The sequence below is a fragment of the Dyella sp. genome, assembly GCF_036746095.1.
In the GTDB taxonomy this organism is placed as follows: Bacteria; Pseudomonadota; Gammaproteobacteria; order Xanthomonadales; family Rhodanobacteraceae; genus Dyella_B.
On the sequence record NZ_DAIOEU010000022.1, the window covers coordinates 34,173 to 53,561 of the forward strand.

Genomic DNA, 19,389 nt, shown 5'->3' on the forward strand with positions numbered 1-19,389 from the left:
CTTACGGCGATACTTGATCAGTGTTGCCTTAAGCATCGTCACCCCGGCGAAGGCCGGGGCCCAGTGACTTTCAGGCGCGAAAAAGTCACTGGATCCCGGCGTTCGCCGGGACGACGGGTCAAGGTTTTTCTGTTGTATTCATGCGAAAGCGTCTTAAGTTAGTGCCATTGGCGCAAACCCAACCTGCGCAAAGATGCCGCCATGCCCTGGGGACAAGGCGGCATCGATGTCATGCGTACGACCTCAAACAATCAGTTGTATTGCCAACGGAATACCAGCTGGCCAACGCGGCCCGGCTGGAACGTGTTCGGCTGCATGAAGTTGACGTTGAACTGCCCGTTGCTGTTGGTGATCTGGTCGATGTACGACGTCACTGTCTGGCTATTGAACAGGTTGAGCACCTTCAGATCCACCGAGAAGGCATTCTGGCCAAGCGCCCAGTCATAACCGATATCGAGATCCACCTGCTTGGTCGACGGCAAGCGGCCATAACTGCCACGCGTGTAGAGAATGCTGGACGATACCGGATTGCCGGCCAAAGCGTTCTGCAGCGTATTGCAGTAATAGGCGTTGCTGTTGTTGACCTGGTTGCTGCCCACCGCGAGGGTACCGTTTTGCGGATAGGTGGAAAGGCAATTGACGGGACCACCCGAGTAGTACGTAAACGCGCCGCCCACACGCAAGCCTCTCAGCCATTTACCGTAATGGGCAAACTTGTAATAACCGAACAGTTTCAGCGTCGACGGAATGTCGTCGGCGATATTGCCTGCGGCACCTTGCAGGAAGCCCGGTGCGGACAATGCGCCGTCATAGCCGGTGGCACCGGTATTGGCCAGGCCGCTGGTGTTACCGGAAACGCCGATGTTGTTGCTCGACGCGTAGCTGGTGGTGCCATCGGTGTTGCCGAAGCCATGGCGCCACGTGTAGGAGGCGCTGAGGTAGTAAGGCTCGTCTTCGGTGTAGGCATGATCCATCGTCAGGCTGAGCTGATAGATCCTGCGCCGCAGCGACGGATAACCGAGATAGCTGTTGGGGAAGGTGAACTTGGTGAGCGGGCTGTTCGCGCCGTTCAATTGCACGGGTATGGTGATGTCCTTGCCAGGGGTGATCAGGTATTGGCCGAGCAATACGGCATTCGGATAGCCCTTGCTCTTCAGATACGCATACATCTGGTCTGTATTGCTGTCGATATTCGGCAGGCCCGTCAACTCGCTGGTGAACAGCGATGCGCCGGCCACCCAGTTGTTGCCGAGCTTTTGTTGCGCGTAAATTTCGAACTGTTTCAGCTTGGCGTTTTGCGCCGAAGTCGAAATGAATTGGTTGGCCGTCAGGTAGTGAAGTCCTTGACCGGCGGCACCTTGCACGGCGCCGACTTGCGTCAGGCCGGTAGGTACGGAACCGCTACCCACGCCGGAATACAGGTAGCTGGTCTTGGTGCTGATGTAACCCTGGCCCGGCGTGCCGCCATAGGCATTGAAATAGAGCGGTATGCCCTCGGTGTACTCACCCGCCGTAGCGCCGATCTTCAGGCTCGAATCGCCATGGACGTCCCACGCCACGCCGATGCGTGGCGTGAAGTTGCCCTTGCTGTACATCTTGACGTTGACGTTGTCGGTCATCGCGTAGTTGTCGTAGCGACCGCCGACATACGCCATCCAGTTTTCGGCAAAGTGCCAGCTGTCCGCCAGATAGAAGCCGTAGGTGGGGGAGCTGTTGTAGTAGACACGCGGCGCGTAAGCCAGGGTGACATACGATGTTCCCGGCGCAAAAGGCTGACCGGTCTGCGGATTGATGGTCTGCCCGTTGATTTGGCAAGCCTCGTTCGGTCCCAATGCCGTACTGCAGCGGCTATAAGTCCACGAGTTCGGGTTGGGGATATTCGACTGCGCCATGGTGGGGCTGTACTGCTCGCCACCGAAGGTGATCTCATGGTTGTCGGTAACGTCCCAGGTGAAGTCGACGCGAGAGCCCATCATGCGATAACGCAGGTAATAGTTGCTGCTGGCGCCGTTGGACAAGGTTTGCGTGTTGTTCTGATTGTCCGGGTCCTGTACGCGTACATAGGGTACGTTTAACCCGTATTGCGGATACGAAGTGAAATTCTGCTGCGAGGTGCCCGCCATCGCCGATACCGAAAGCGTATCGGTAATCTGGCCGTGATAGTTGGCGACCAGCATGCGGTTGCGCCAGGCCACGCCGCTCCAGTTCTGCAATGCCGGCGCCGCGCTGGAAGGGTCGTACGGCGTCGCCAGCGGATATTGCGAGATGTTCTGGTTATTGAGCTGGCGGTCGAAGAAGACGTTGAGCGTGTGGCCGGTGGCGATATTCCAGGTGAAATTGCCGAGCAACTGCTTGTTGCGGTCTTCGGTGAGGTACTTGTACTGGCCGTCATAGGCCGTGGTGGGAATGGCGCCTTGCACACCCTGGCCATAGTTGTTCGGCTGGATTTCGCCGAGCAGATAGAAGAACACCTTGTCCTTGATGATCGGGCCAGACACCCAGTAATCCTGCAACACGCTTGGCGACCAGTGGCTCAACTGGTTGGCGGTAACCAGGTTGCCTTTATAGTCGTACGCGTTCTTGCCGTTTTCATTGAAGAAACCGGTGGGTGGATTGAACTGCAAATCCACGCCACCCTTGAAGGTATTGGAGCCCTGCTTAATCGTGCCCGATACGACACCGCCCAACGCACTGCCGTATTTCGCATCCATGCCGCCGTCGACGGTGGAAATGCTGGCGAAGGCTTCATTCGGAATCTTGTCCGGCGCAGCACCCTGCTGCATGTCGGTCATGTTGAATTCGTTGATGAAGTAACGGTTCTCGGTACCGGACGCGCCATTGAACTGCGGCGAAGGGCCGTGCGAACTGGCGATGCTGGTGACGTTCGCCTGCATGGAAGCAACGTTGAGCAGGTCGGCGTTGACCAATGGCAGCCGATTGATGTCGGTGGAATTCCAGGTCTGGATCTGCTGGCTGGTGGTGACGTCGATCGCGTTGACCGCAGGCTGTGCGGCGGTAACGGTGATCGCGTTGAGCTCCTTCGCATTGCCGCTTGCCACGGCGCCTGCGGCACCGAAGATGGCAGGGCTGTTGGAGCCGGCGGTCACCACCACGTTGCGCTGGTCGACAACGTTGCCGTCGCGCAGCAGCTTGACCACGTAGTTACCCGGCATCAGGCCGGTGACGGAGTAATGCCCATTGGCGTCGGCATGCACGGTGCTGTCGTAGCCCGTGGCCGGGTTGATCACTTCGGCTGCGATGTCTTTGCCTGCCGGCAGATTGCCGTAGACGCCACCGGTGATGCCCTGTGCGAACACCGAACCACTGGCCATGGCGGCAGCCCACAAGCCGATGCGTATGCTGGCACGCAGGCTGCTGCCCAAACGAAACGGGTACTTGCTCATTGCTTCCTCCCCAATCTTTGTTTGCTTTGCCGCCTTCGCGGCTTTTTTAGGGCGCACATCCACCCATGAGCCATGGCGATGCCATCGCCCTCCATGACTGCTTTTTCAGATATGCCATTGCCCTAGTCACTGACGCGTGCGGCAGGTGAGATCACCACTGCGCGTCTCCGGCTTCCCAGACTCCCCAGGCATGCCGGCTCTCGTGACAACGTTGGACTGAATGTCCCGAGCGGGCCAATCATTAGGTCGGCAAAGATACCTGTCAACAGAAATTTGCATCGATTCAAATTTAGAAATTTAAACTTATGTCGTTGATGTGTAAGTATTTCCCCCTACTATTGATATTGCAGGGCAGCACATAACCTGGATCGATCCAAGCATTTCCTTGATTTACGCCGTGCTGCACCTGCAAACCCACGTCACCGAATACGCACTGAATAGGGCTGGATCGGCTACGTCTTCGTCGCCCAGTGCCACACGCTCCCTTGGTGGAGCTTCGCGTAGATGGCATCGCGATAGACATTGCAGGTTTCGCTGGTCAGCGTGCGATCGAGCGCTCGCATCACGATGCGAAGCAGCACGTTCTGTTGTCCCGGCGACATGCCCAAGCGTGCCCGGGCTGCCGCCGGTAACGCGTCATAGGGTGTCTGCGAAAGGATCTCGACATGTTCGACGACGTCGGCATCGGCGAGCAGGGCCTCGCGCACCTTGTCGCCGAGGTCTTCAAGCTCCGCGTGCGTGTCGAGAACGAGCGAGATGTCGCGTAGCACCGGCGGCATGCACGATACCTCCCGGTACGGCGCGAGATCCTGCAGTTGCGCGGTGACGCGCGCGTCCGTCGAACGCAGCAGCCGGATGTCCTTGATGTGTTTTCGCAGCATCAAAAGGCGATCGAGCCCCAGTCCCAAGGCCAGGCCGCTGAGCCCTTCGATGCCGGGCATGTTTTCGGCAATGATCTCGGGATGGGCGATGCCGCACTCGCCGATCTCGATCCATTCACCCTGCTGTTCGACGTCGATCTGCAGGCCGGCAAGCGTGTAAGGATGCACCCGCGGTTCCGTGCGCCACGGCATGCCGGGCAGTGCCGTGTCGACGACGATCCGGATCATCTGGCGAAGCTCGTTTTCGCCCATGCGCTTGGTTCTGCACACGCGCCAAAGATCGAGCTGATGCGGCTCGCCCGTGTGCAGCCGGTCGATGCAATCACGCCGATATACCATGCCTGGACAAGCCAGCAGCACATCGTCCGGCATGTCATGGGCGATCGAACGCATCGCGCCAGGCACCATCGCGGAAGCCATCGTGCGCAATAGTGTTTTGCCGGTGACATACCGGCTATAGCGAGCATCGCGCGCTGCGCCGTCGGGCGGATAGCGCAGCTTGTCGTAATTATCTTCGACCGACACGATCGGGCTTTCCCGGTGGACCTTGATGTCGCAGTGCCACGCTGCCTGCAAGGCGCGCAGCAGATCTTCGATCAGGATCTGCATGGCGTGCGGGCCGTCATCGGGATGGGTCAGGTCGCGCAGATTCAGCGCTTGGCGCAAGGCGCGCAAGCTCAACGTATTCGTGTTCATAGGTTCCTCGTCCAAAAGGCGATGGGCGCAAGGCGCTCGGCAGAGCGCCGGGGAGGAAAACCCCTTGAACCAAGGAACAGCGGATACGAAGGAAACTGCGCGGGTTCAGCGATTGCGTGTCGAAGCACCCTCGTTGCCGTATTGGCTCAAGGGGCTGGTAAATCGCAGTTGGCGCTGGGGAGTGCTCATGGGAGGAAGGTAGCCGCTGTGTCAGTTACTCGCAAGAAAGACCGAGCAAACTACGGCACATCTGAGTTATGGCACTCCCTGCCGGGGAGACCGTTCGGCAAGAATGCGTTCGGACCGGGGCCGTGTGCACATGGCTGGCAGATACTCATACCTGTTAGGGGAGCAAGCAATGAAGACGCGTACCGTAGGGACGACCTTGCCCGTATTGGAAGTGGGCCTGGAGCAAGGTGACCGCATTATTTCCGAACCCGGCCGTTTTTCCTGGATGACACGCAGCGTTGTGCTGCAGACCTCGGCGCGCACGGCCGGCGCCAGCGGTTTTCTGGGAGTCATCGGGCGCGCGCTGTCGGGCGGCGGCATTTTCATGAATGAATACGGGACGTCCGGCTCGCCCGGCGTGGTGGCCTTCGCGGCGAAAGTGCCCGGGTCGATCGTGGAAGTGCAGGTGAATCCCGGCCACACCTATTTCATCCATCGCCACGGTTTTCTGTGCGGCACGGAAGGCGTGGAACTGTCGATCGGTTTCCAGCGCTCGCTCGGCGCCGGCATCTTTGGCGGCGATGGTTTCGTGCTGCAAAAGCTGACCGGCAATGCCCGCGCGTGGGTCGAACTGGGCGGCGAGATCGTGACCTACACGCTCGCCGCTGGCGAAACCTTGCAGGTGCATCCGGGACACGTGGGCATGTTCGAAGGCACGGTGAATTTCGATATCAGCATGATCCCCGGCCTGAAGAACAAGCTCTTCGGCGGCGACGGTCTGTTCATTGCCAACCTCACCGGCCCGGGCCAGGTTTGGCTGCAGACGCTCACCATGCCGAACCTGGCGCATGCGTTGGAGCCGTATCTTGCCCGCGATGCGGGAACGAGTTCGCCTGTCTTGAGCGGTGATTCGGGTAGTTCGATCGGTGGTGCCATTGCCGGTGGCGTGATCGGGTCGGTGCTTGGTGGATTGTTTGGGAAGGATGATTGAACGCTGATTCGCCTCTCTCGATCACGACGCCACAACGCTCCTTCTCCCCCCGGGGAAAGGGCTGGGGTGAGGGGCGGATCCCGCGGGATAGCCCGCTCTGTGCAAGATTCAAAAAAAGCAAAACCAAGGCGTATCTGGCGGGCTCCCCGCAAGGCCCAGCCCCTCACCCTAACCCTCTCCCCGAAGGGGAGAGGGAACTGGTTCTATCGGCTCACTGGCAGCAAGCAGAAAAAGCAATCAAGAGGCGGATTACTTTTTGGCTTTCGATTCATTCAACACCATCGCCGCCCGAATAAGCGCCTTCAACGCCTTCTCGTTGATTTTCTCACCCTCATGAAAATCGATGGCACGCCGGGTATTGCCCTCCAGGCTGGCGTTGAACAGCTTTGCCGGATCGGGCAGCGCGGCACCTTTGGCAAAAGTCATCTTCACCGCGTTCTTGTAGGTCTCGCCGGTGCAGATCATGCCTTCGTGGTACCACACCGGTACCCCGCGCCATTTCCACTCCTCGACCACCTTCGGTTCGGCCTGCTTGATCAGGGCGCGCAGCCGGCCGAGTGTTTGGCCACGCCAATCGCCCAGCTCTTCGATTCTTGCGTCGATCAGTTGCGAAGGGGACTTGCTGCTTTGCGCTGCGCTCTTTGCCATGCCTGTGTTCCCTTGTGCCGACAAGCATGAAATGGTGGCCGATGGCAGGGATGAAGTCGAGCGTGGTTCGCGTCCCCGTAGGCCGGGAATACTTTCCAGGCAACCTGACAAATATGGTTCATCGGTGACGTGTTCCATCCTTGTTGCAGCCTTGTCGTCCAAGTTTGTCTCCGACACCTGTTGCTGATTAGATGGCCATGGGTGATTGCGCTTATGCTGGGCGATTTATGAATCGGCCTGCGGATCCTCGTTGCGGAGCAGGCACACAAGTTGCTTTGTTCTTGGTTTGCATGAGTACGTTATGGCAAGGCATCATCATGAGCACCTTGATTCTCCCGGTATCCCAAGACACCCGCCGCGGCAGTCTTGCTTGCGTGGGCATGGGCATGACCCTAGGCTCCCACCTCACTCCGCTGGCGCGCAGCCATATCGAGCGCGCCGATGTGGTGTTCGCGGCGCTTTCCGACGCCGTGGTCGAAAAGTGGTTGCAGCGCAAGCATCCGGATGTGCGCAGCCTTCAGCCCTATTACAAGGAAGGCAAGTCGCGGCTGAAAACTTATAAGGAGTGGGTCGCGTTGATGTTGGACGAGGTACGCGCCGGCAAACGGGTTTGCGGAGTTTTTTATGGGCATCCCGGTATCTTTGCCTGGTCGCCGCACAAAGCCATCGAGATGGCGCGCGCGGAAGGGTTTGAGGCGCATATGGAGCCGGGTATTTCGGCCGAGGATTGCCTTTATGCCGACCTAGGCATCGATCCGGGCCGGTTCGGGTGCCAGCATTTCGAAGCCAGCCAATTGCTGTTGTACGAGCGGCGTATCGATCCAGCTGGTTATCTGGTGCTATGGCAAGTCGGCTTGGTCGGCGACCGATCACTGGGGCGCTTCCAGACCGGACCAGCATACCGGCAGGTGTTAGTAGATCGGCTGAGCGAGGATTATCCGCTGGATCACGAGGTGATCGTCTACCGAGGGGCGACGTTGCCGATCGACAAGCCGCAGATTCGCCACATAGCGCTGCGCAGCTTGCCCGATATCGCGTTGACCACGGAGGAAACAGTGATCCTGCCGCCGGCCCAGACCTTGAAAGCGAACTTGGTGATGCGAGAGCGGCTGGACGCGCTGGATAAGCTGGAAGGGGCAGACATGATGGCGAACATGTAGCACTGACCGGCCAAGCACGGGTTTTTTCGTGGATCGCGCGTATGAAGAGAAAACCCTGATGTGCACGACGCCATCAACCGGCGTGATAATGGCTTAAATGGCGAGCCTTAGCCGCGATAGCAGGGTATCTGCATTCCCCTGCTCCGCTGCACCACAATCGTCATATAGAAAACAGGGGAAATGACATGACAGACACAATCGACTTGCTGGAAGCCATTGGCCGCGATGCCTCGCTGCGCCACGCTTCGACGGGAGACCTGAGCAAAATGCTTACACAGGCGAAAGCCTCCGAGGCACTCAAGGAAGCAGTGGCGTTCAGTGATAGCTCGCGGTTATCCCAGGAATTGGGACCAATACGGCAGCAATCACCTCAAGTGAATATCGCCCCTGGTCGCGACGAAGATACAGAGGAAAATGAGCCGCTGGAGGTTCCGCTGCCCACGACTCCCTCCGTGCCGGTCGAGAAGTAGGCAGCCCTGCATGTCTTGGCTGCCGATCCGCATCAGCTTATGGCCTGTGGTGATAGCCATATTTTGGGGTGCGCTCGTGCAGCCAGGACATGCAACTGCGCTTATAGCGGATCCGGCCAAATTTCTCGATCAAGCTGAAAGCCTGAGGGTGGAAAATCATCCTTTATTTGTGCAGATGCTGGAGCAAATTCAGCAGCAAGATTCCCACCTCCCTGAAGTCGAGCACTGGCACCTGCGATATCTCTATGCATGGAACGCCCAGTTCGATGGGAACTATGACAAATCGGAACAAGCGCTTCGCCAGATCATTGCTCGCTCGGGCGACCCGAAGTTGATTACTAAAGCATCGGCACTTCTTGTAAAAATCCTGTCGATCAATCGGCGTTACGAAGAAGCCTTTACGCTAGCCAATCACCTTGCATCGACCCTGCCCGAGATCAATGATCCTCGGATACGTTTCGATCTGCTGATAAATCTATCCATAACACTGGACTTTGCCGACCAAATCGATTTGGCGGTCCAGTACGCGCGCATGGCGGAAGACACGATCCCTCCCGGGGGAACGTTATGCCCCCCTCTCGTTATGGAGGTGTCGGCGCTCTATAACGGCAATCGGCTGACATCAGGCAGTTCGGAAGTACGCCGGGCCATCGATGCCTGCACTGCACCGCAGGACAAGGTACTCGGCAACTCCATGTGGCTGGTTCTAGCCAATCTTTATATCGATGAGAAACAACCACGCAAGGCTTTGGCTTTGCTCGACCAAGTCGCCCCGTCTGTCCTTAACGCTCATTTTTACCCTCACATGTTGTCTTCGCAGGTAGAGCGCGCGCAGGCCTATCTCCAATTGGGCAATGTCAGCGAAGCAAAAAAAATCGCCTTGGCAGCCTTGGCCATGAGTCATCCCGACGACACCGGCGACTGGGTGATGAACGACTATCAAGTGCTTTACGAGATTGAGAAAAAGCAGGGGCACGATGCTGTCGCACTCGTTTATCACGAACACTATTCCGCTCTCGAGAAAAATCATCTTGACGACGTTCATGCCAGAGCACTCGCCTACGACGTGACCGAGCAGCACTTGCTTGTCCAAAAGATGCAGGCGGATGGCCTCAACAGGCAAAACAGTATTCTTAAACTGCAACAGGCCTTAGCCGCCAAAGTGGTCGAGACCAGTCGTCTTTATATAGTCCTGCTAGTGTTGGTGCTGGTGTCAATAGTCATCTGGCTTTTCCGCCTAAAGCGCTCGCAACTCCGCTTCAAGCAACTTTCCAGCATGGATGGACTCACCGGCATCTTCAACTATCAACACTTCACCACCGAAGCCGAACGCGCCCTGCGCCTGCTTGAGAAAAAACGCAGCAGCGCCTGCCTCATCGCCATCGACCTCGATCACTTCAAGCAAATCAACGACACCCATGGTCATGCACTAGGCGATACGGTACTGAAACGCACCGTCGCCATCTGCCGGCATCAATTGCGTACCGATGATCTATTCGGCCGTCTCGGCGGCGAGGAATTCTGCGTGCTGTTGGTCGATTGCCAACGCGATGAAGGCATCGTGATTGCCGACTGCATGCGCATGGCGTTGGCAGCCAGCTTGATCGATGTCGATGGCGGAGTCGTATCGTTTTCCGCCAGTCTTGGCCTGGCTTGTACCGACACATCGGGGTATGAACTGCAGCGTTTGTGCAAGGAGGCCGACGCCGCGCTTTACCAGGCCAAGCGGGCTGGCCGCAATCGGGTCGTTGTCAGTGGTGAACCTGTCGATCAAGACCAGGCCAAGCATGCGGGGAAGCGGGCAAGCCAGGCATGAGCGGCTACGCGGCATGCACCTTTGGCCAGCCGTCGCAGCCATGGCTTTGGGTGTGTGCGACCTAGTTGCCGAACATCCCTGAGTTCGGAGTCTTGAGCTATTCCCTCCCCTGCGTATACAGGAGAGGGAGCAAGACCATTACGGATTACGGATGTGACCCGCTGATCGACCAGGCTCCGGCCCCCGCCGTTGCCTGTACAAAGAAGTTGTAGCTATCCCCGGCGACGGCCGGGTAGGAAATGGTCAGCGCGCCACCGCCATCCTGCTCGGCGATGGCCTGGTTGGTAGTGGCATTGTCGGCGACAAAACGCCAGCTCGTGCCGGCCGGAACGTTGAGCGTGGCCGTTACCGTGCCGGCGCTGCTGGTGAAGTTTGCGGTGTAGGCATAGCCGCCTTGTGCACCGATACTTCCGGAGTAGTTGATGTTGTTGCCGCCGTTGTTACCTGCGGTGCCGGTGAGGTTGGCCACTTGCGGGCTGTTGGTGGCGCTGTCGGTGATGGTGAGGCTGCCGTTGAAGCTGCCGTTTGCGGTCGGGTGTAACAGCACGTAGATCACGCATTGCGCGCCGGCGGCGAGCGTGCCGCTGCAATAGCTTTGATCGGTGTACGCAGCATTGCTCAGCGTCACGTTGCTGATCGAGATGGCATTGCTGCCGTTATTGGTCAGCGTTACCGATTGCCAGCTGCTGTAGCCGTTCACCGCCACATTGCCGAAGTTGATGCTGGTCGGGTTTAGCGTTGCGGTGCTGCCGGCGCTTCCGCCACTCACCGTGACCGCCACCGGATTCGACGGAATGCCATTGGCAACGACGTACAGCTCGCTTGCACCGGTTTCGATGTTGGTGGGCACATCGAAGCTGGTGGAGACGATGGTGCTGCCGGTTGCCACGCCCATGCTGCTGTGCCCGTGCGTGCGGCAATAGAACACGTGGCCGGTCGCCGTGTTGACGATACGCACCAGCGGATAGTTGGTCGCCATCTGCTGGTCGTCGCCATAGGCCGCACCTTGCGACAATCCGTTCAATTGCGTGCCCGAGATCGGATACGTGCTGCCAGGCACCAGCGTGGCGGCGACCGCGCTGACGGTAGGCTGCCACGCGGGCTGGTAGCTGCCGGCAGGCGTCCACACCTGCAGGTTCTGGCTGATGTCGGAGAACAGGATCTGGCCGTTCGGCAATACCAGCATCGCGCCGTACCAGGAGGAATCCCCGGTAGCGGTGGAGGGCGTCGGCACGATGGTCAACGTACTGCCGTTCCACTCCAGGAAGGTAGGCGAGGTTTGATAGATGCCGGGGCTGGCCATCATCAACACATTGCCGTTGGTTTCCACGGCGGCCGGACCATCGGCGATGTCCAGGCCGTTGGGAAAATCCGGCCCAGCCTTCCACGTGCCGGTGTGCGTGTCGTAGATAGCAGTGTGGCCGGCGCCGCAGGCGTTGGCGCCGGTGGCGAACACGGTACCGTCGGGGCGCAGCACCATCGGGCCAATTTCATAGCTGGCCGAGTTTTCGCCGCCGCAATTGGCCGCCGAATCCCACAGCTGCACGACAGTGCTGCCGGCATCGCTCCATTGGCCGGTGGCGGGGTCGTAGATTTCGGAGCCGGTGCCGGTCGGGTTGTAGAGCGAATAGGCATAGGTTTCGACGTTCAACACTTTGCTGTTGGGCAGCAGTAGCCAGTTCTCTTCGATGTTGTAGTCGGGCTTGTTGGTGCCGGTGATGCTCCAGCTGAGGTTGGCTTCGTTGAACAGCGCGCTGTTGAACAAGCCTTGCTGCCCCATCATGAAGCTGCCGTTGGCCAGGATCACGCCGGACGCATCGCCGATCTGCGTCCAGCCGGAAGGTGGCGATACGGACGTCCATGTGTTGGCGACCGGGTCGTAGATGGCGCCGAGGTTGGATTCCACATCATCGCCGTTGTTGTACTCACCGCCTTCCACCAGCAGCTTGCCATCGGCGAGTACGCCGCCGGCGAAATCGAACGGCGCATAGCCGGCCGGCATCGAAGCAAGCTGGCTCCAGGTTCCGTTGACGTAACTGCCGCTGCTGTCAGGCGTGAGTTTGTACCACTGCGAGTCGGCGGTGGCGGGTGAGGTTTCCGCATGCGCCAGCACGCTGCCATCGGTGGCCAGCGCGATGTAGCCGATGGAAACGGGCGGTGGATTTTTCAGCGGCGTCCAGGTTTGACTCGCGGCCGTGTTGGCCCACAGGGCAAACAATGCCAGCCAGGGCAGTAATCTCGACATGCTCATGTTGTTTCCTCGTGATAGTGGATGTTGGGCAGAACGAGGAGCAATGCGGTTTCTGCAAAAGCTGAAAAAAAGAAAAAAGCGTTCGCTTCACGCCGGTTCGCGGCCGGCGTGGCATGCAATAACGTGTTGGATCTCCCCGCCGGTGCTGTCGACGCCCTGTCGACTGGTCGGCTGTGCCGGCCTCTCCCCGGCCTGCATCAGCGACTCGAGCTTGCTGCGTCAAGCAGCCGACAACATCGGCAATGCATGCTTGTGCAAAGCAAGCCACGGCGTCTTGAGCAATCGAGACGGCTTTGCCGTGGAAATTGGCATAAATTCACGAGCCCGATGCACCGCCCGGTGGTCTAAGCTAATTGCCGTTGCCGTGGAAGCATTGCCGATGCCCGACGCTGTTGCCCTGATCGAACGCTACTACGCCGCTTTCAATCGTGGCGATTGGCCGGCCATGCTCGATTGCCTGGCCGATGACGTGGTGCATGACACCAATCAAGGCTCGCGCGAATCGGGGCGGGAGGCGTTTCGGGCCTTTCTTGCGCGTATGGCGCGCAGCTATCGCGAGCAGCTGACCGATATCGTGGTGATGGCGGCGGCCGATGCTCATCGCGCGGCGGCGGAATACGTGGTGCGTGGCGAATATCTCGCCGACGACGAAGGACTGCCCCCGGCACGCGGGCAACGCTACGTGCTGCCCGGCGGTGCATTCTTTGACACCCGGGACGGCAAGATCGTGCGCGTCACCAATTACTACAACCTCAACGACTGGATCGCCCAGGTATCCGCCTGAGCACGGGAAGCAACGATGACGCTGCACATCCTCAGCTGCACCGGCGAAGCCGTGGCGCCCTATCTGGAGGATCTGGCCCGGCTGCGCACCACCGTGTTCCGCGATTATCCGTATCTGTATGAAGGCAGCACGGATTACGAGAGCGATTATCTGATGGCGTACGCGCGTTCGCCGCGCAGCGTGTTCGTGCTGGCGCTGGATGACCAGGAAGTGGTGGGCGCGGCGACCGGCATGCCGCTGCTGGACGACCAGATGGCCTTTCAGCTGCCCTTCCGCAAGAAGGGGTATGCGCTGGAGCCGATTTTCTATTTCGGCGAGTCGGTGCTGTTGCATGCTTATCGCGGCAAGGGCATCGGCCATCGTTTTTTCGACGAGCGCGAGACACACGCGCGGCGCAACGGTTTCAAGCAGACGGTGTTCTGCGCGGTGGAGCGCGATGAGCACGATCCCCGCCGGCCGCCGGAGTATCGGTCTAACGACGGGTTCTGGGCCAAGCGTGGTTATCAGCGCCAACGGGACCTGTTCTGCGAGCTTTCGTGGCGCGAGCTTGGGCAGGAGGAAGCCAGCCCTCATCTGTTGCGTTTCTGGTCACGCTCGCTGGAGCCCTGAACACGATGAAAGTGACGTTTGCCGTCGCTCAATGGCCGGTCGATGCCCCTCGGCACTTCGATGACTTCGCCGCACGCGTCGAGCGTGAACTGGCGGCCGTCGCCGCGCAAGGCGCGCAGCTGGTGGTGCTGCCTGAATATCTGGCGCTGGAACTGGCCTATGCATTCGGGCCGGAGATCTACCACGATCTGCATCGCTCGTTGGCATCGGTGGATACGCTCTATGCGCGCTGGCTATCGTTGTTCGGCGGCATCGCGCGTCAGCATGGCATCTATGTGCTCGCCGGCAGCTTCCTGCGCCTTCGCGACGATGGCAGCTACCGCAATCGCAGCCTGCTGTTCGATCCGCAAGGTCATCATGCGTGGCAGGAAAAGCTGCGCCTTACCGGTTTTGAGAAAGAAGCCAGGGTGATCACGCCCGGCAACGCGCTCAAGGTATTCGACACCGAGTTTGGCCGCGTGGGCATCAACATTTGCTACGACGTGGAATTTCCGCTCTACGCACGCGCGCAAGCCGAGGCCGGCGCAGCTCTGCTGCTGGTACCCAGCTGTACCGATACCGCGGCGGGCGCGGCGCGCGTGCGTATCGGCTGCCAGGCGCGCGCGCTGGAAAACCAGATCCCCGTGCTGTGTGCGGTGACGGCGGGCAAAAGCGAATGGAGCGCGGCGCTGGATACGAATACCGGACGCGCGGCGATTTATGTGCAACCGGACCATGGCTTGCCGGATGGCGGCGTGCTTGCCGAACTGGATGCTGCATCGGGTTGGCTGTTGGCTGAAGTGGATGTGGCCGGCGTGCAAGCGGCGCGTGCGAACGGGCAAGTGGGTGTGGCGGATGATTGGCGCGGGCAGTTGTTGCCCGGCGTGCAGCGTGCGCGTGTTGGGAAGTTTGAGCGGGAATAGGTGGTAAGCAGACCATCCTGCGCGCAAGGTTGCGCCAGCCCGATCTGCCAACTCAGATGCCCTGCAAGGGAAGATGCCGCGCTCCTTCCAATCGGTAGACATCCAGCCGGCTACACATCTCTGCGGTATCGATACGGAATTTGAAGTACGCCACGATCTCTTCGGCATCGTCGAGGTGGAACCAACCACGCACGCCTCTGCCGTCGCTATCGATGTGCTCGATGGCCGTGAAGTACATCACGCCGACGTTGTCGCGCGAAAACTGATGAAAGCCCCTGCGCTTGCCGTTGTCGAACAGCTTGGCTGAAGCAGTAAAGCAAGTCAGCCAGGTGAGTTTGTCGCCCGCTTGCAAAGCTGAGACCGCCTTGTGAACGGTGGGGTGTAGACGTGCCTCCGAATCGATGTCCATACAATCACGCGTCCTCCGAAGACGACTCGCTGCAAAAGAAGTCCAACCATGAATGCCTGAACCACTTCCGAGGTCGGGAGGCCCCCTGGAGACACGCGGGAACTCGGTAACGCGTACCTTTACCAGTTTTGTGTGGTCGCAACGTGATCGCTGATCTTCACGAAACGGAACAATCGCTCATCGCGCGGACGGGTGTGCGATAGGGCAAATATCCTTAAGGCAACACTGATCAAGTATCGCCGTCGTCATGATGACTGGAAGGCTTGCAGGGTGTGTCGCGAGGCGCCGGGAAGACTGGCCGTCTTGCCAAGCTGCGCGGCGCAGCCTGCGGGCCTTCCAGATATCACCCCATCACTTTGAATTCAACCTGTTGGGGCCAGCCCTGTCTGTCCACATGCCGCAGGACTGGTGACGACGGCGATACTTGATCAGTGTTGCCTTAAGGTATGTGAACACTTCGCGACCCGCCGAACAGCGATTAACGTGCGTGTAAAGATCGTCACGGTATTCTCGATGGATCAAAAACAAGAAGACGCGAGGTGCACGCATGACTGTCATGCATTTAACGAACGTGCTGCGTTTCGATGAATTTCTCCACAAGGGTGGACGGCATCTGTTCGAGATCACGGCGGACGAAATGCCGGAATTGCACGATGCGCACGACGTGCATCAAGGCATCAAGATTGCGTGCAAGGTCTCGAGCGCAAAACAAGGGACCTGGGCCAGGATCGTGGATCAATTGGCGGCGCGTAACGGCAGCTGCCTCTACAAGCAAGTTGCCTCCAACACCTATCGCGTCGTTTGCACCATCCCGCAAGCTTCCGGCATGCACGAGCATGCACGCGGTGCACCATCATGACCTGAGGCGTCCAGTTCGTTCGCTTCAGTAAAACGTCAATTTCACGCAAGCTGGATAGAGCCGTTGCCACAGTACGGCGCAGGTCCGCATGGGTCCTGCCAGGTCTTGATACAGTTTTACCTGCCCTATTCCGGCGTCGATTGCCCCGACAGCATCCTGGTCCATGGTGACAAGGCCATGCGTTTTCCTTCCCGGAAGGCGGCGCTGGCGTTTGTCATCGAGCATTCCGGCAACGGGGCGTCGGCCGCGAATGCGGAACAGGCCATTGTCAGCATCGAAGGGCGCGATGGTTTGTGGCGATCCTTCGATCGGCGATTGCTACCGGCAAACGAGCACGGTTAGACGCTCCCATCGAGCGCACCGAACCGCGCTTGATACAAGACGCTGATCCACTCCACGAACACTCGCACGCGCGGCGACAGTTGCCGTCGATACGGATACAAGGCGGACACTTGCAAGCCGGGGCTCGGCCAGTCAGCCAGCACTTCCACCAATTGCCCGTCGCGCAAGAAACTTTCCACGTGATAGCGCGGCAATTGAATCAGGCCGCAGCTTCGCATCGCGCAGACCACATAGGCTTCGGCATCGTTGACGGCTATCCAGCCGCCGACGGCGACGCTGCGCGGCTTGCCGTCGACGATCAGGTCCAGCGTGTGGTCGATGCCGCTGTTGGAAAGGAATTTCACGAGCTGGTGCGCGGCCAGCTCATCCGGATGATGCGGCGTGCCGACGCGGGCGAGATAGTCGGGGCTGGCGCAAATCAATTGCGGCATGCGCGCCAATGGGCGCGCCACCAGCGCCGAATCGCGTGGCGTGCCGGAGCGGATTACGCAATCCACGCCTTCGCGCACCAGGTCGACCAGGCGGTCACCGCAGCTGATCACCATGTCGATGCCGGGATAGCGGCGGCGGAAGTCGTCGATGTGCGGCAGCACGATGTGCATGGCGTGCGTGCCGGACATATCCACACGCAAGCTGCCGCGCGGATTGGCGGCGACGTGGCGCAGGGCGGATTCGGCATCGTCCAGTTCGCTGAGGATGTGCACGCAGCGCTCGTAGAACGCCTGCCCGTCCAGGGTGGCGCGCACCTGGCGCGTGGTTCGCTCGAGCAGCCGCACGCCCAGCCGCGTTTCCAGCTCCTTGATGGCGTAGGTCGCGGTGGCGCGGGGAATGTCGAGCATGTCCGCCGCCCGGCTGAAGCTGCCGGCTTCCACGATGCGGGTGAACAGCTGCAGGGTTTGGAGGCGATCCACGGAGGGATTATTGAGCCTGGTTGAATTTGGTTATCAGGCTAGCAGGATTTATCCCAACAGCGCGAACGACCAGACTGGCTCCCGTCCAACCAGCCCCCTCACAGGAGCCCTCCCATGAGCCAGAACCTATCCAGTCGAATCCAACTGAAAACGGCCATCGTCACCGGTGGCTCCCGCGGCATCGGCCAGGCCATTGCCATGCGCCTTGCCAAGGATGGCTTCGCCGTCGTCGTCAACTACGCCGGCAATGCCGCCAAGGCAGAGGAAACCGTTGCCGCGATCGAAGCCGCTGGCGGCAACGCGGTGGCCGTGCGGGGCGATGTCGGCAACCCGGCGGACGTCGCCCGCTTGTTCGCTGCCGCAAGGGAAACCTTCGGCGGCATCGACGTTGTGGTCAACAGCGCCGGCATCATGCCGCTGGCGCCGATCGCCGAAAGCAGCCTGGACGCCTTCGACAAGACCATCGCCACCAATCTGCGCGGCGCCTTCCTGGTGATGGCGCAGGCGGCGCAACAGCTGGGCAAGGGCGGCCGCATCATCGCGCTTTCCAGCAGCGTGCTGGCCAAGGCCTTTCCGGCGTATGGCGCTTACATCGCCAGCAAGGCCGGCGTGGAAGGCCTGGTGCACGTGCTTGCCAATGAATTGCGCGGCCGCGACATCACGGTGAACGCGGTCGCCCCCGGTCCCGTCGCCACCGAGTTGTTCTTCACCGGCAAGTCGGATGAGCAGGTAGCGCAGATCGCCAAGCTCGCGCCGCTGGAACGCCTCGGCACGCCGGAAGAAATTGCCGCCGCCGTGTCTTTCCTCGCCGGTCCGGACGGTTCCTGGGTGAATGCCCAGGTGCTTCGCGTCAATGGCGGTTTCGCCTGAGCCCTTGGAGAAAATCATGAACCAGCAACAAGTCATCCTGATCACCGGTGCATCCAGCGGCTTCGGCGCGATGAGCGCACGCGCGCTGGCCGATGCCGGACACATCGTGTACGCCAGCATGCGCGACACCGCCGGGCGCAATGCACCGCAGGTCGAAGCGGTCAAGGCGTATGCCACTGCCAACAAAGTGCAGCTGCGTGCTATCGAACTGGACGTGCAATCCCAGGCATCCGCCGATGCCGCTGTGGCGCAAGTGCTCGCCGAACAGGGCCGCCTGGACATCGTGATGCACAACGCCGGCCACATGGTATTCGGCGCTGCCGAAGCCTTTACGCCGGAACAATACGCGCAGCTCTACGACGTCAACGTACTCGGCACCCAGCGCGTGAACCGTGCAGCCTTGCCACAGTTACGCAAACAACGACACGGCATGCTGCTGTGGATCGGCAGCAGCAGCCATCGTGGCGGCACGCCACCGTTCCTGGCGCCCTACTTTGCCGCGAAAGCCGCGATGGACGCCGTGGCCGTGAGCTATGCCAGCGAACTGGCGCGCTGGGGCATCGAGACCACCATCGTCGTACCCGGCGCCTTCACCAAGGGCACCAATCATTTCCTGCATTCGGCCACGCCGGCCGACAAGGAACGCCAAGCGGCCTACGAACAAGGCACCACGCAAGGGCTGGCCGAGGAAGCGCTGAAAAACCTGGCCGCCTGCGAACCGCCGGATGCCGACCCCGCCAGCGTCGCCCGTGCCGTGGTCGAGGTGGTGAATGCACCGTACGGCCATCGTCCGTTCCGCGTGCACGTCGATCCTGCCGACGACGGTTGCGAGGTAGTCAACGTAGTGGCCGACCGCATCCGCGCGGAGTTCCTGCGCCGCATCCAGCTGGGCGACTTGTTGTCGCCGCGCATTCAAGCTTGAGGAGCAGCACCATGCCGTTTGCCAACTACAAATTTCCCGAGGGTATTCTCGATGCCGCGCGCAAGGAAGAGATCATCCATCGCACTACTGCCATGTTTGTCGAGTATTTCGGCGAGGCTGTAAGGCCGTATTCGATGGTGTTGGTGGAGGAAGTCAACGATGGCGGCTGGGGTCGGGCGGATGAGACGCTGACGTTGGCGAAGATGGGAGTGGGGCCGAAGGAGAAATAGTTGTAGTGCGCCGTTGGGCAAGCTTGCGGCAGCGCTTGAGCCTGCCTAGTCGTCATTCCGGCGGAG

18 protein-coding genes are annotated in these 19,389 nt (G+C 59.9%); 12 read left to right on the top strand and 6 right to left on the bottom strand.

The features are described 5' to 3' along the window. Positions 1-251: 251 nt before the first annotated feature. Positions 252-3,404 carry a TonB-dependent receptor gene (locus tag V7M64_RS11105; protein WP_333679207.1) on the bottom strand — a complete coding sequence of 1,051 codons (3,153 nt, stop codon included), beginning with the start codon at positions 3,402-3,404 and terminating at the stop codon, positions 252-254. A gap of 452 nt (positions 3,405-3,856) precedes the next feature. Further along, on the bottom strand, positions 3,857-4,981 hold the full coding sequence (locus tag V7M64_RS11110) for a hypothetical protein (RefSeq protein ID WP_333679208.1): 1,125 nt from the start codon (positions 4,979-4,981) through the stop codon (positions 3,857-3,859). A gap of 358 nt (positions 4,982-5,339) precedes the next feature. Here V7M64_RS11110 and V7M64_RS11115 point away from each other — a divergent pair, with 358 nt between their 5' ends. Then, positions 5,340-6,140: an AIM24 family protein gene (locus tag V7M64_RS11115; RefSeq protein ID WP_333679209.1), complete on the top strand. Its 801-nt coding sequence runs from the start codon at positions 5,340-5,342 to the stop codon at positions 6,138-6,140. A 249-nt stretch (positions 6,141-6,389) separates the two neighbouring features. Here V7M64_RS11115 and V7M64_RS11120 read toward each other — a convergent pair whose 3' ends face one another. Continuing rightward, positions 6,390-6,788 (bottom strand): DUF1801 domain-containing protein, encoded by a 399-nt coding sequence (locus tag V7M64_RS11120; RefSeq protein WP_333679237.1) that lies wholly within the window; start codon positions 6,786-6,788, stop codon positions 6,390-6,392. A 317-nt stretch (positions 6,789-7,105) separates the two neighbouring features. On the opposite strand from V7M64_RS11120, the gene V7M64_RS11125 reads away from it, so the two are divergent. The 3 genes from V7M64_RS11125 (at position 7,106) to V7M64_RS11135 (ending at position 10,234) form a co-directional block, all read left to right on the top strand. Next, a complete protein-coding gene (locus tag V7M64_RS11125; protein WP_333679210.1) occupies positions 7,106-7,948 on the top strand; it encodes an SAM-dependent methyltransferase in 843 nt (280 codons plus the stop codon). 185 nt (positions 7,949-8,133) lie between these two features. Further along, positions 8,134-8,418 carry a hypothetical protein gene (locus V7M64_RS11130; RefSeq protein WP_333679211.1) on the top strand — a complete coding sequence of 95 codons (285 nt, stop codon included), beginning with the start codon at positions 8,134-8,136 and terminating at the stop codon, positions 8,416-8,418. 10 nt (positions 8,419-8,428) lie between these two features. Then, the gene (locus V7M64_RS11135) at positions 8,429-10,234 is read left to right on the top strand and encodes a GGDEF domain-containing protein (RefSeq protein ID WP_333679212.1); all 1,806 of its coding nucleotides are present in this window, start codon (positions 8,429-8,431) and stop codon (positions 10,232-10,234) included. A gap of 145 nt (positions 10,235-10,379) precedes the next feature. Here V7M64_RS11135 and V7M64_RS11140 read toward each other — a convergent pair whose 3' ends face one another. Continuing rightward, positions 10,380-12,485, bottom strand: a complete 2,106-nt coding sequence (locus tag V7M64_RS11140; protein ID WP_333679213.1) for a choice-of-anchor D domain-containing protein — start codon at positions 12,483-12,485, stop codon at positions 10,380-10,382. A 379-nt stretch (positions 12,486-12,864) separates the two neighbouring features. Between V7M64_RS11140 and V7M64_RS11145 the strand changes: the two genes are divergently transcribed. The 3 genes from V7M64_RS11145 to V7M64_RS11155 are packed head-to-tail and all read left to right on the top strand — an operon-like array spanning position 12,865 to position 14,780. After that, positions 12,865-13,269: a ketosteroid isomerase-related protein gene (locus tag V7M64_RS11145; RefSeq protein WP_333679214.1), complete on the top strand. Its 405-nt coding sequence runs from the start codon at positions 12,865-12,867 to the stop codon at positions 13,267-13,269. A 15-nt stretch (positions 13,270-13,284) separates the two neighbouring features. Beyond that, the gene (locus V7M64_RS11150; RefSeq protein WP_333679215.1) at positions 13,285-13,878 is read left to right on the top strand and encodes a GNAT family N-acetyltransferase; all 594 of its coding nucleotides are present in this window, start codon (positions 13,285-13,287) and stop codon (positions 13,876-13,878) included. 5 nt (positions 13,879-13,883) lie between these two features. Then, positions 13,884-14,780 carry a carbon-nitrogen hydrolase family protein gene (locus tag V7M64_RS11155; protein WP_333679216.1) on the top strand — a complete coding sequence of 299 codons (897 nt, stop codon included), beginning with the start codon at positions 13,884-13,886 and terminating at the stop codon, positions 14,778-14,780. Positions 14,781-14,832: 52 nt separating this feature from the next. Here V7M64_RS11155 and V7M64_RS11160 read toward each other — a convergent pair whose 3' ends face one another. Further along, a complete protein-coding gene (locus V7M64_RS11160) occupies positions 14,833-15,189 on the bottom strand; it encodes a hypothetical protein (RefSeq protein WP_333679217.1) in 357 nt (118 codons plus the stop codon). A 556-nt stretch (positions 15,190-15,745) separates the two neighbouring features. Here V7M64_RS11160 and V7M64_RS11165 point away from each other — a divergent pair. Both V7M64_RS11165 and V7M64_RS11170 read left to right on the top strand, forming a co-directional pair. Continuing rightward, positions 15,746-16,048, top strand: coding sequence for a hypothetical protein (locus tag V7M64_RS11165; protein WP_333679218.1), 303 nt, complete (start codon positions 15,746-15,748; stop codon positions 16,046-16,048). A 177-nt stretch (positions 16,049-16,225) separates the two neighbouring features. After that, positions 16,226-16,390, top strand: a complete 165-nt coding sequence (locus tag V7M64_RS11170; protein ID WP_333679219.1) for a hypothetical protein — start codon at positions 16,226-16,228, stop codon at positions 16,388-16,390. Here the strand turns inward: V7M64_RS11170 and V7M64_RS11175 are convergent. Continuing rightward, positions 16,387-17,301, bottom strand: coding sequence for a LysR substrate-binding domain-containing protein (locus tag V7M64_RS11175; protein WP_333679220.1), 915 nt, complete (start codon positions 17,299-17,301; stop codon positions 16,387-16,389). The two genes, V7M64_RS11170 and V7M64_RS11175, sit on opposite strands and share 4 nt — an antisense overlap. 114 nt (positions 17,302-17,415) lie before the next feature. On the opposite strand from V7M64_RS11175, the gene V7M64_RS11180 reads away from it, so the two are divergent. From V7M64_RS11180 to V7M64_RS11190, 3 genes are read left to right on the top strand one after another with little or no spacing between them, the layout of a single operon-like run. Then, positions 17,416-18,171: an SDR family oxidoreductase gene (locus V7M64_RS11180; RefSeq protein WP_333679221.1), complete on the top strand. Its 756-nt coding sequence runs from the start codon at positions 17,416-17,418 to the stop codon at positions 18,169-18,171. A gap of 16 nt (positions 18,172-18,187) precedes the next feature. Next, positions 18,188-19,093 (top strand): SDR family oxidoreductase, encoded by a 906-nt coding sequence (locus tag V7M64_RS11185; RefSeq protein ID WP_333679222.1) that lies wholly within the window; start codon positions 18,188-18,190, stop codon positions 19,091-19,093. 11 nt (positions 19,094-19,104) lie between these two features. Then, positions 19,105-19,323 (top strand): 4-oxalocrotonate tautomerase family protein, encoded by a 219-nt coding sequence (locus tag V7M64_RS11190; protein WP_333679223.1) that lies wholly within the window; start codon positions 19,105-19,107, stop codon positions 19,321-19,323. Positions 19,324-19,389 lie beyond the last annotated feature (66 nt).

Coding starts and splice junctions, on each gene's coding strand:
- V7M64_RS11105 (WP_333679207.1), bottom strand. CDS start 3,404: ATGAGCAAGTACCCGTTTCGTTTGGGCAGCAGCCTGCGTGCCAGCATA.
- V7M64_RS11110 (WP_333679208.1), bottom strand. CDS start 4,981: ATGAACACGAATACGTTGAGCTTGCGCGCCTTGCGCCAAGCGCTGAAT.
- V7M64_RS11115 (WP_333679209.1), top strand. CDS start 5,340: ATGAAGACGCGTACCGTAGGGACGACCTTGCCCGTATTGGAAGTGGGC.
- V7M64_RS11120 (WP_333679237.1), bottom strand. CDS start 6,788: ATGGCAAAGAGCGCAGCGCAAAGCAGCAAGTCCCCTTCGCAACTGATC.
- V7M64_RS11125 (WP_333679210.1), top strand. CDS start 7,106: ATGAGCACCTTGATTCTCCCGGTATCCCAAGACACCCGCCGCGGCAGT.
- V7M64_RS11130 (WP_333679211.1), top strand. CDS start 8,134: ATGACAGACACAATCGACTTGCTGGAAGCCATTGGCCGCGATGCCTCG.
- V7M64_RS11135 (WP_333679212.1), top strand. CDS start 8,429: ATGTCTTGGCTGCCGATCCGCATCAGCTTATGGCCTGTGGTGATAGCC.
- V7M64_RS11140 (WP_333679213.1), bottom strand. CDS start 12,485: ATGAGCATGTCGAGATTACTGCCCTGGCTGGCATTGTTTGCCCTGTGG.
- V7M64_RS11145 (WP_333679214.1), top strand. CDS start 12,865: ATGCCCGACGCTGTTGCCCTGATCGAACGCTACTACGCCGCTTTCAAT.
- V7M64_RS11150 (WP_333679215.1), top strand. CDS start 13,285: ATGACGCTGCACATCCTCAGCTGCACCGGCGAAGCCGTGGCGCCCTAT.
- V7M64_RS11155 (WP_333679216.1), top strand. CDS start 13,884: ATGAAAGTGACGTTTGCCGTCGCTCAATGGCCGGTCGATGCCCCTCGG.
- V7M64_RS11160 (WP_333679217.1), bottom strand. CDS start 15,189: ATGGACATCGATTCGGAGGCACGTCTACACCCCACCGTTCACAAGGCG.
- V7M64_RS11165 (WP_333679218.1), top strand. CDS start 15,746: ATGCATTTAACGAACGTGCTGCGTTTCGATGAATTTCTCCACAAGGGT.
- V7M64_RS11170 (WP_333679219.1), top strand. CDS start 16,226: ATGCGTTTTCCTTCCCGGAAGGCGGCGCTGGCGTTTGTCATCGAGCAT.
- V7M64_RS11180 (WP_333679221.1), top strand. CDS start 17,416: ATGAGCCAGAACCTATCCAGTCGAATCCAACTGAAAACGGCCATCGTC.
- V7M64_RS11185 (WP_333679222.1), top strand. CDS start 18,188: ATGAACCAGCAACAAGTCATCCTGATCACCGGTGCATCCAGCGGCTTC.
- V7M64_RS11190 (WP_333679223.1), top strand. CDS start 19,105: ATGCCGTTTGCCAACTACAAATTTCCCGAGGGTATTCTCGATGCCGCG.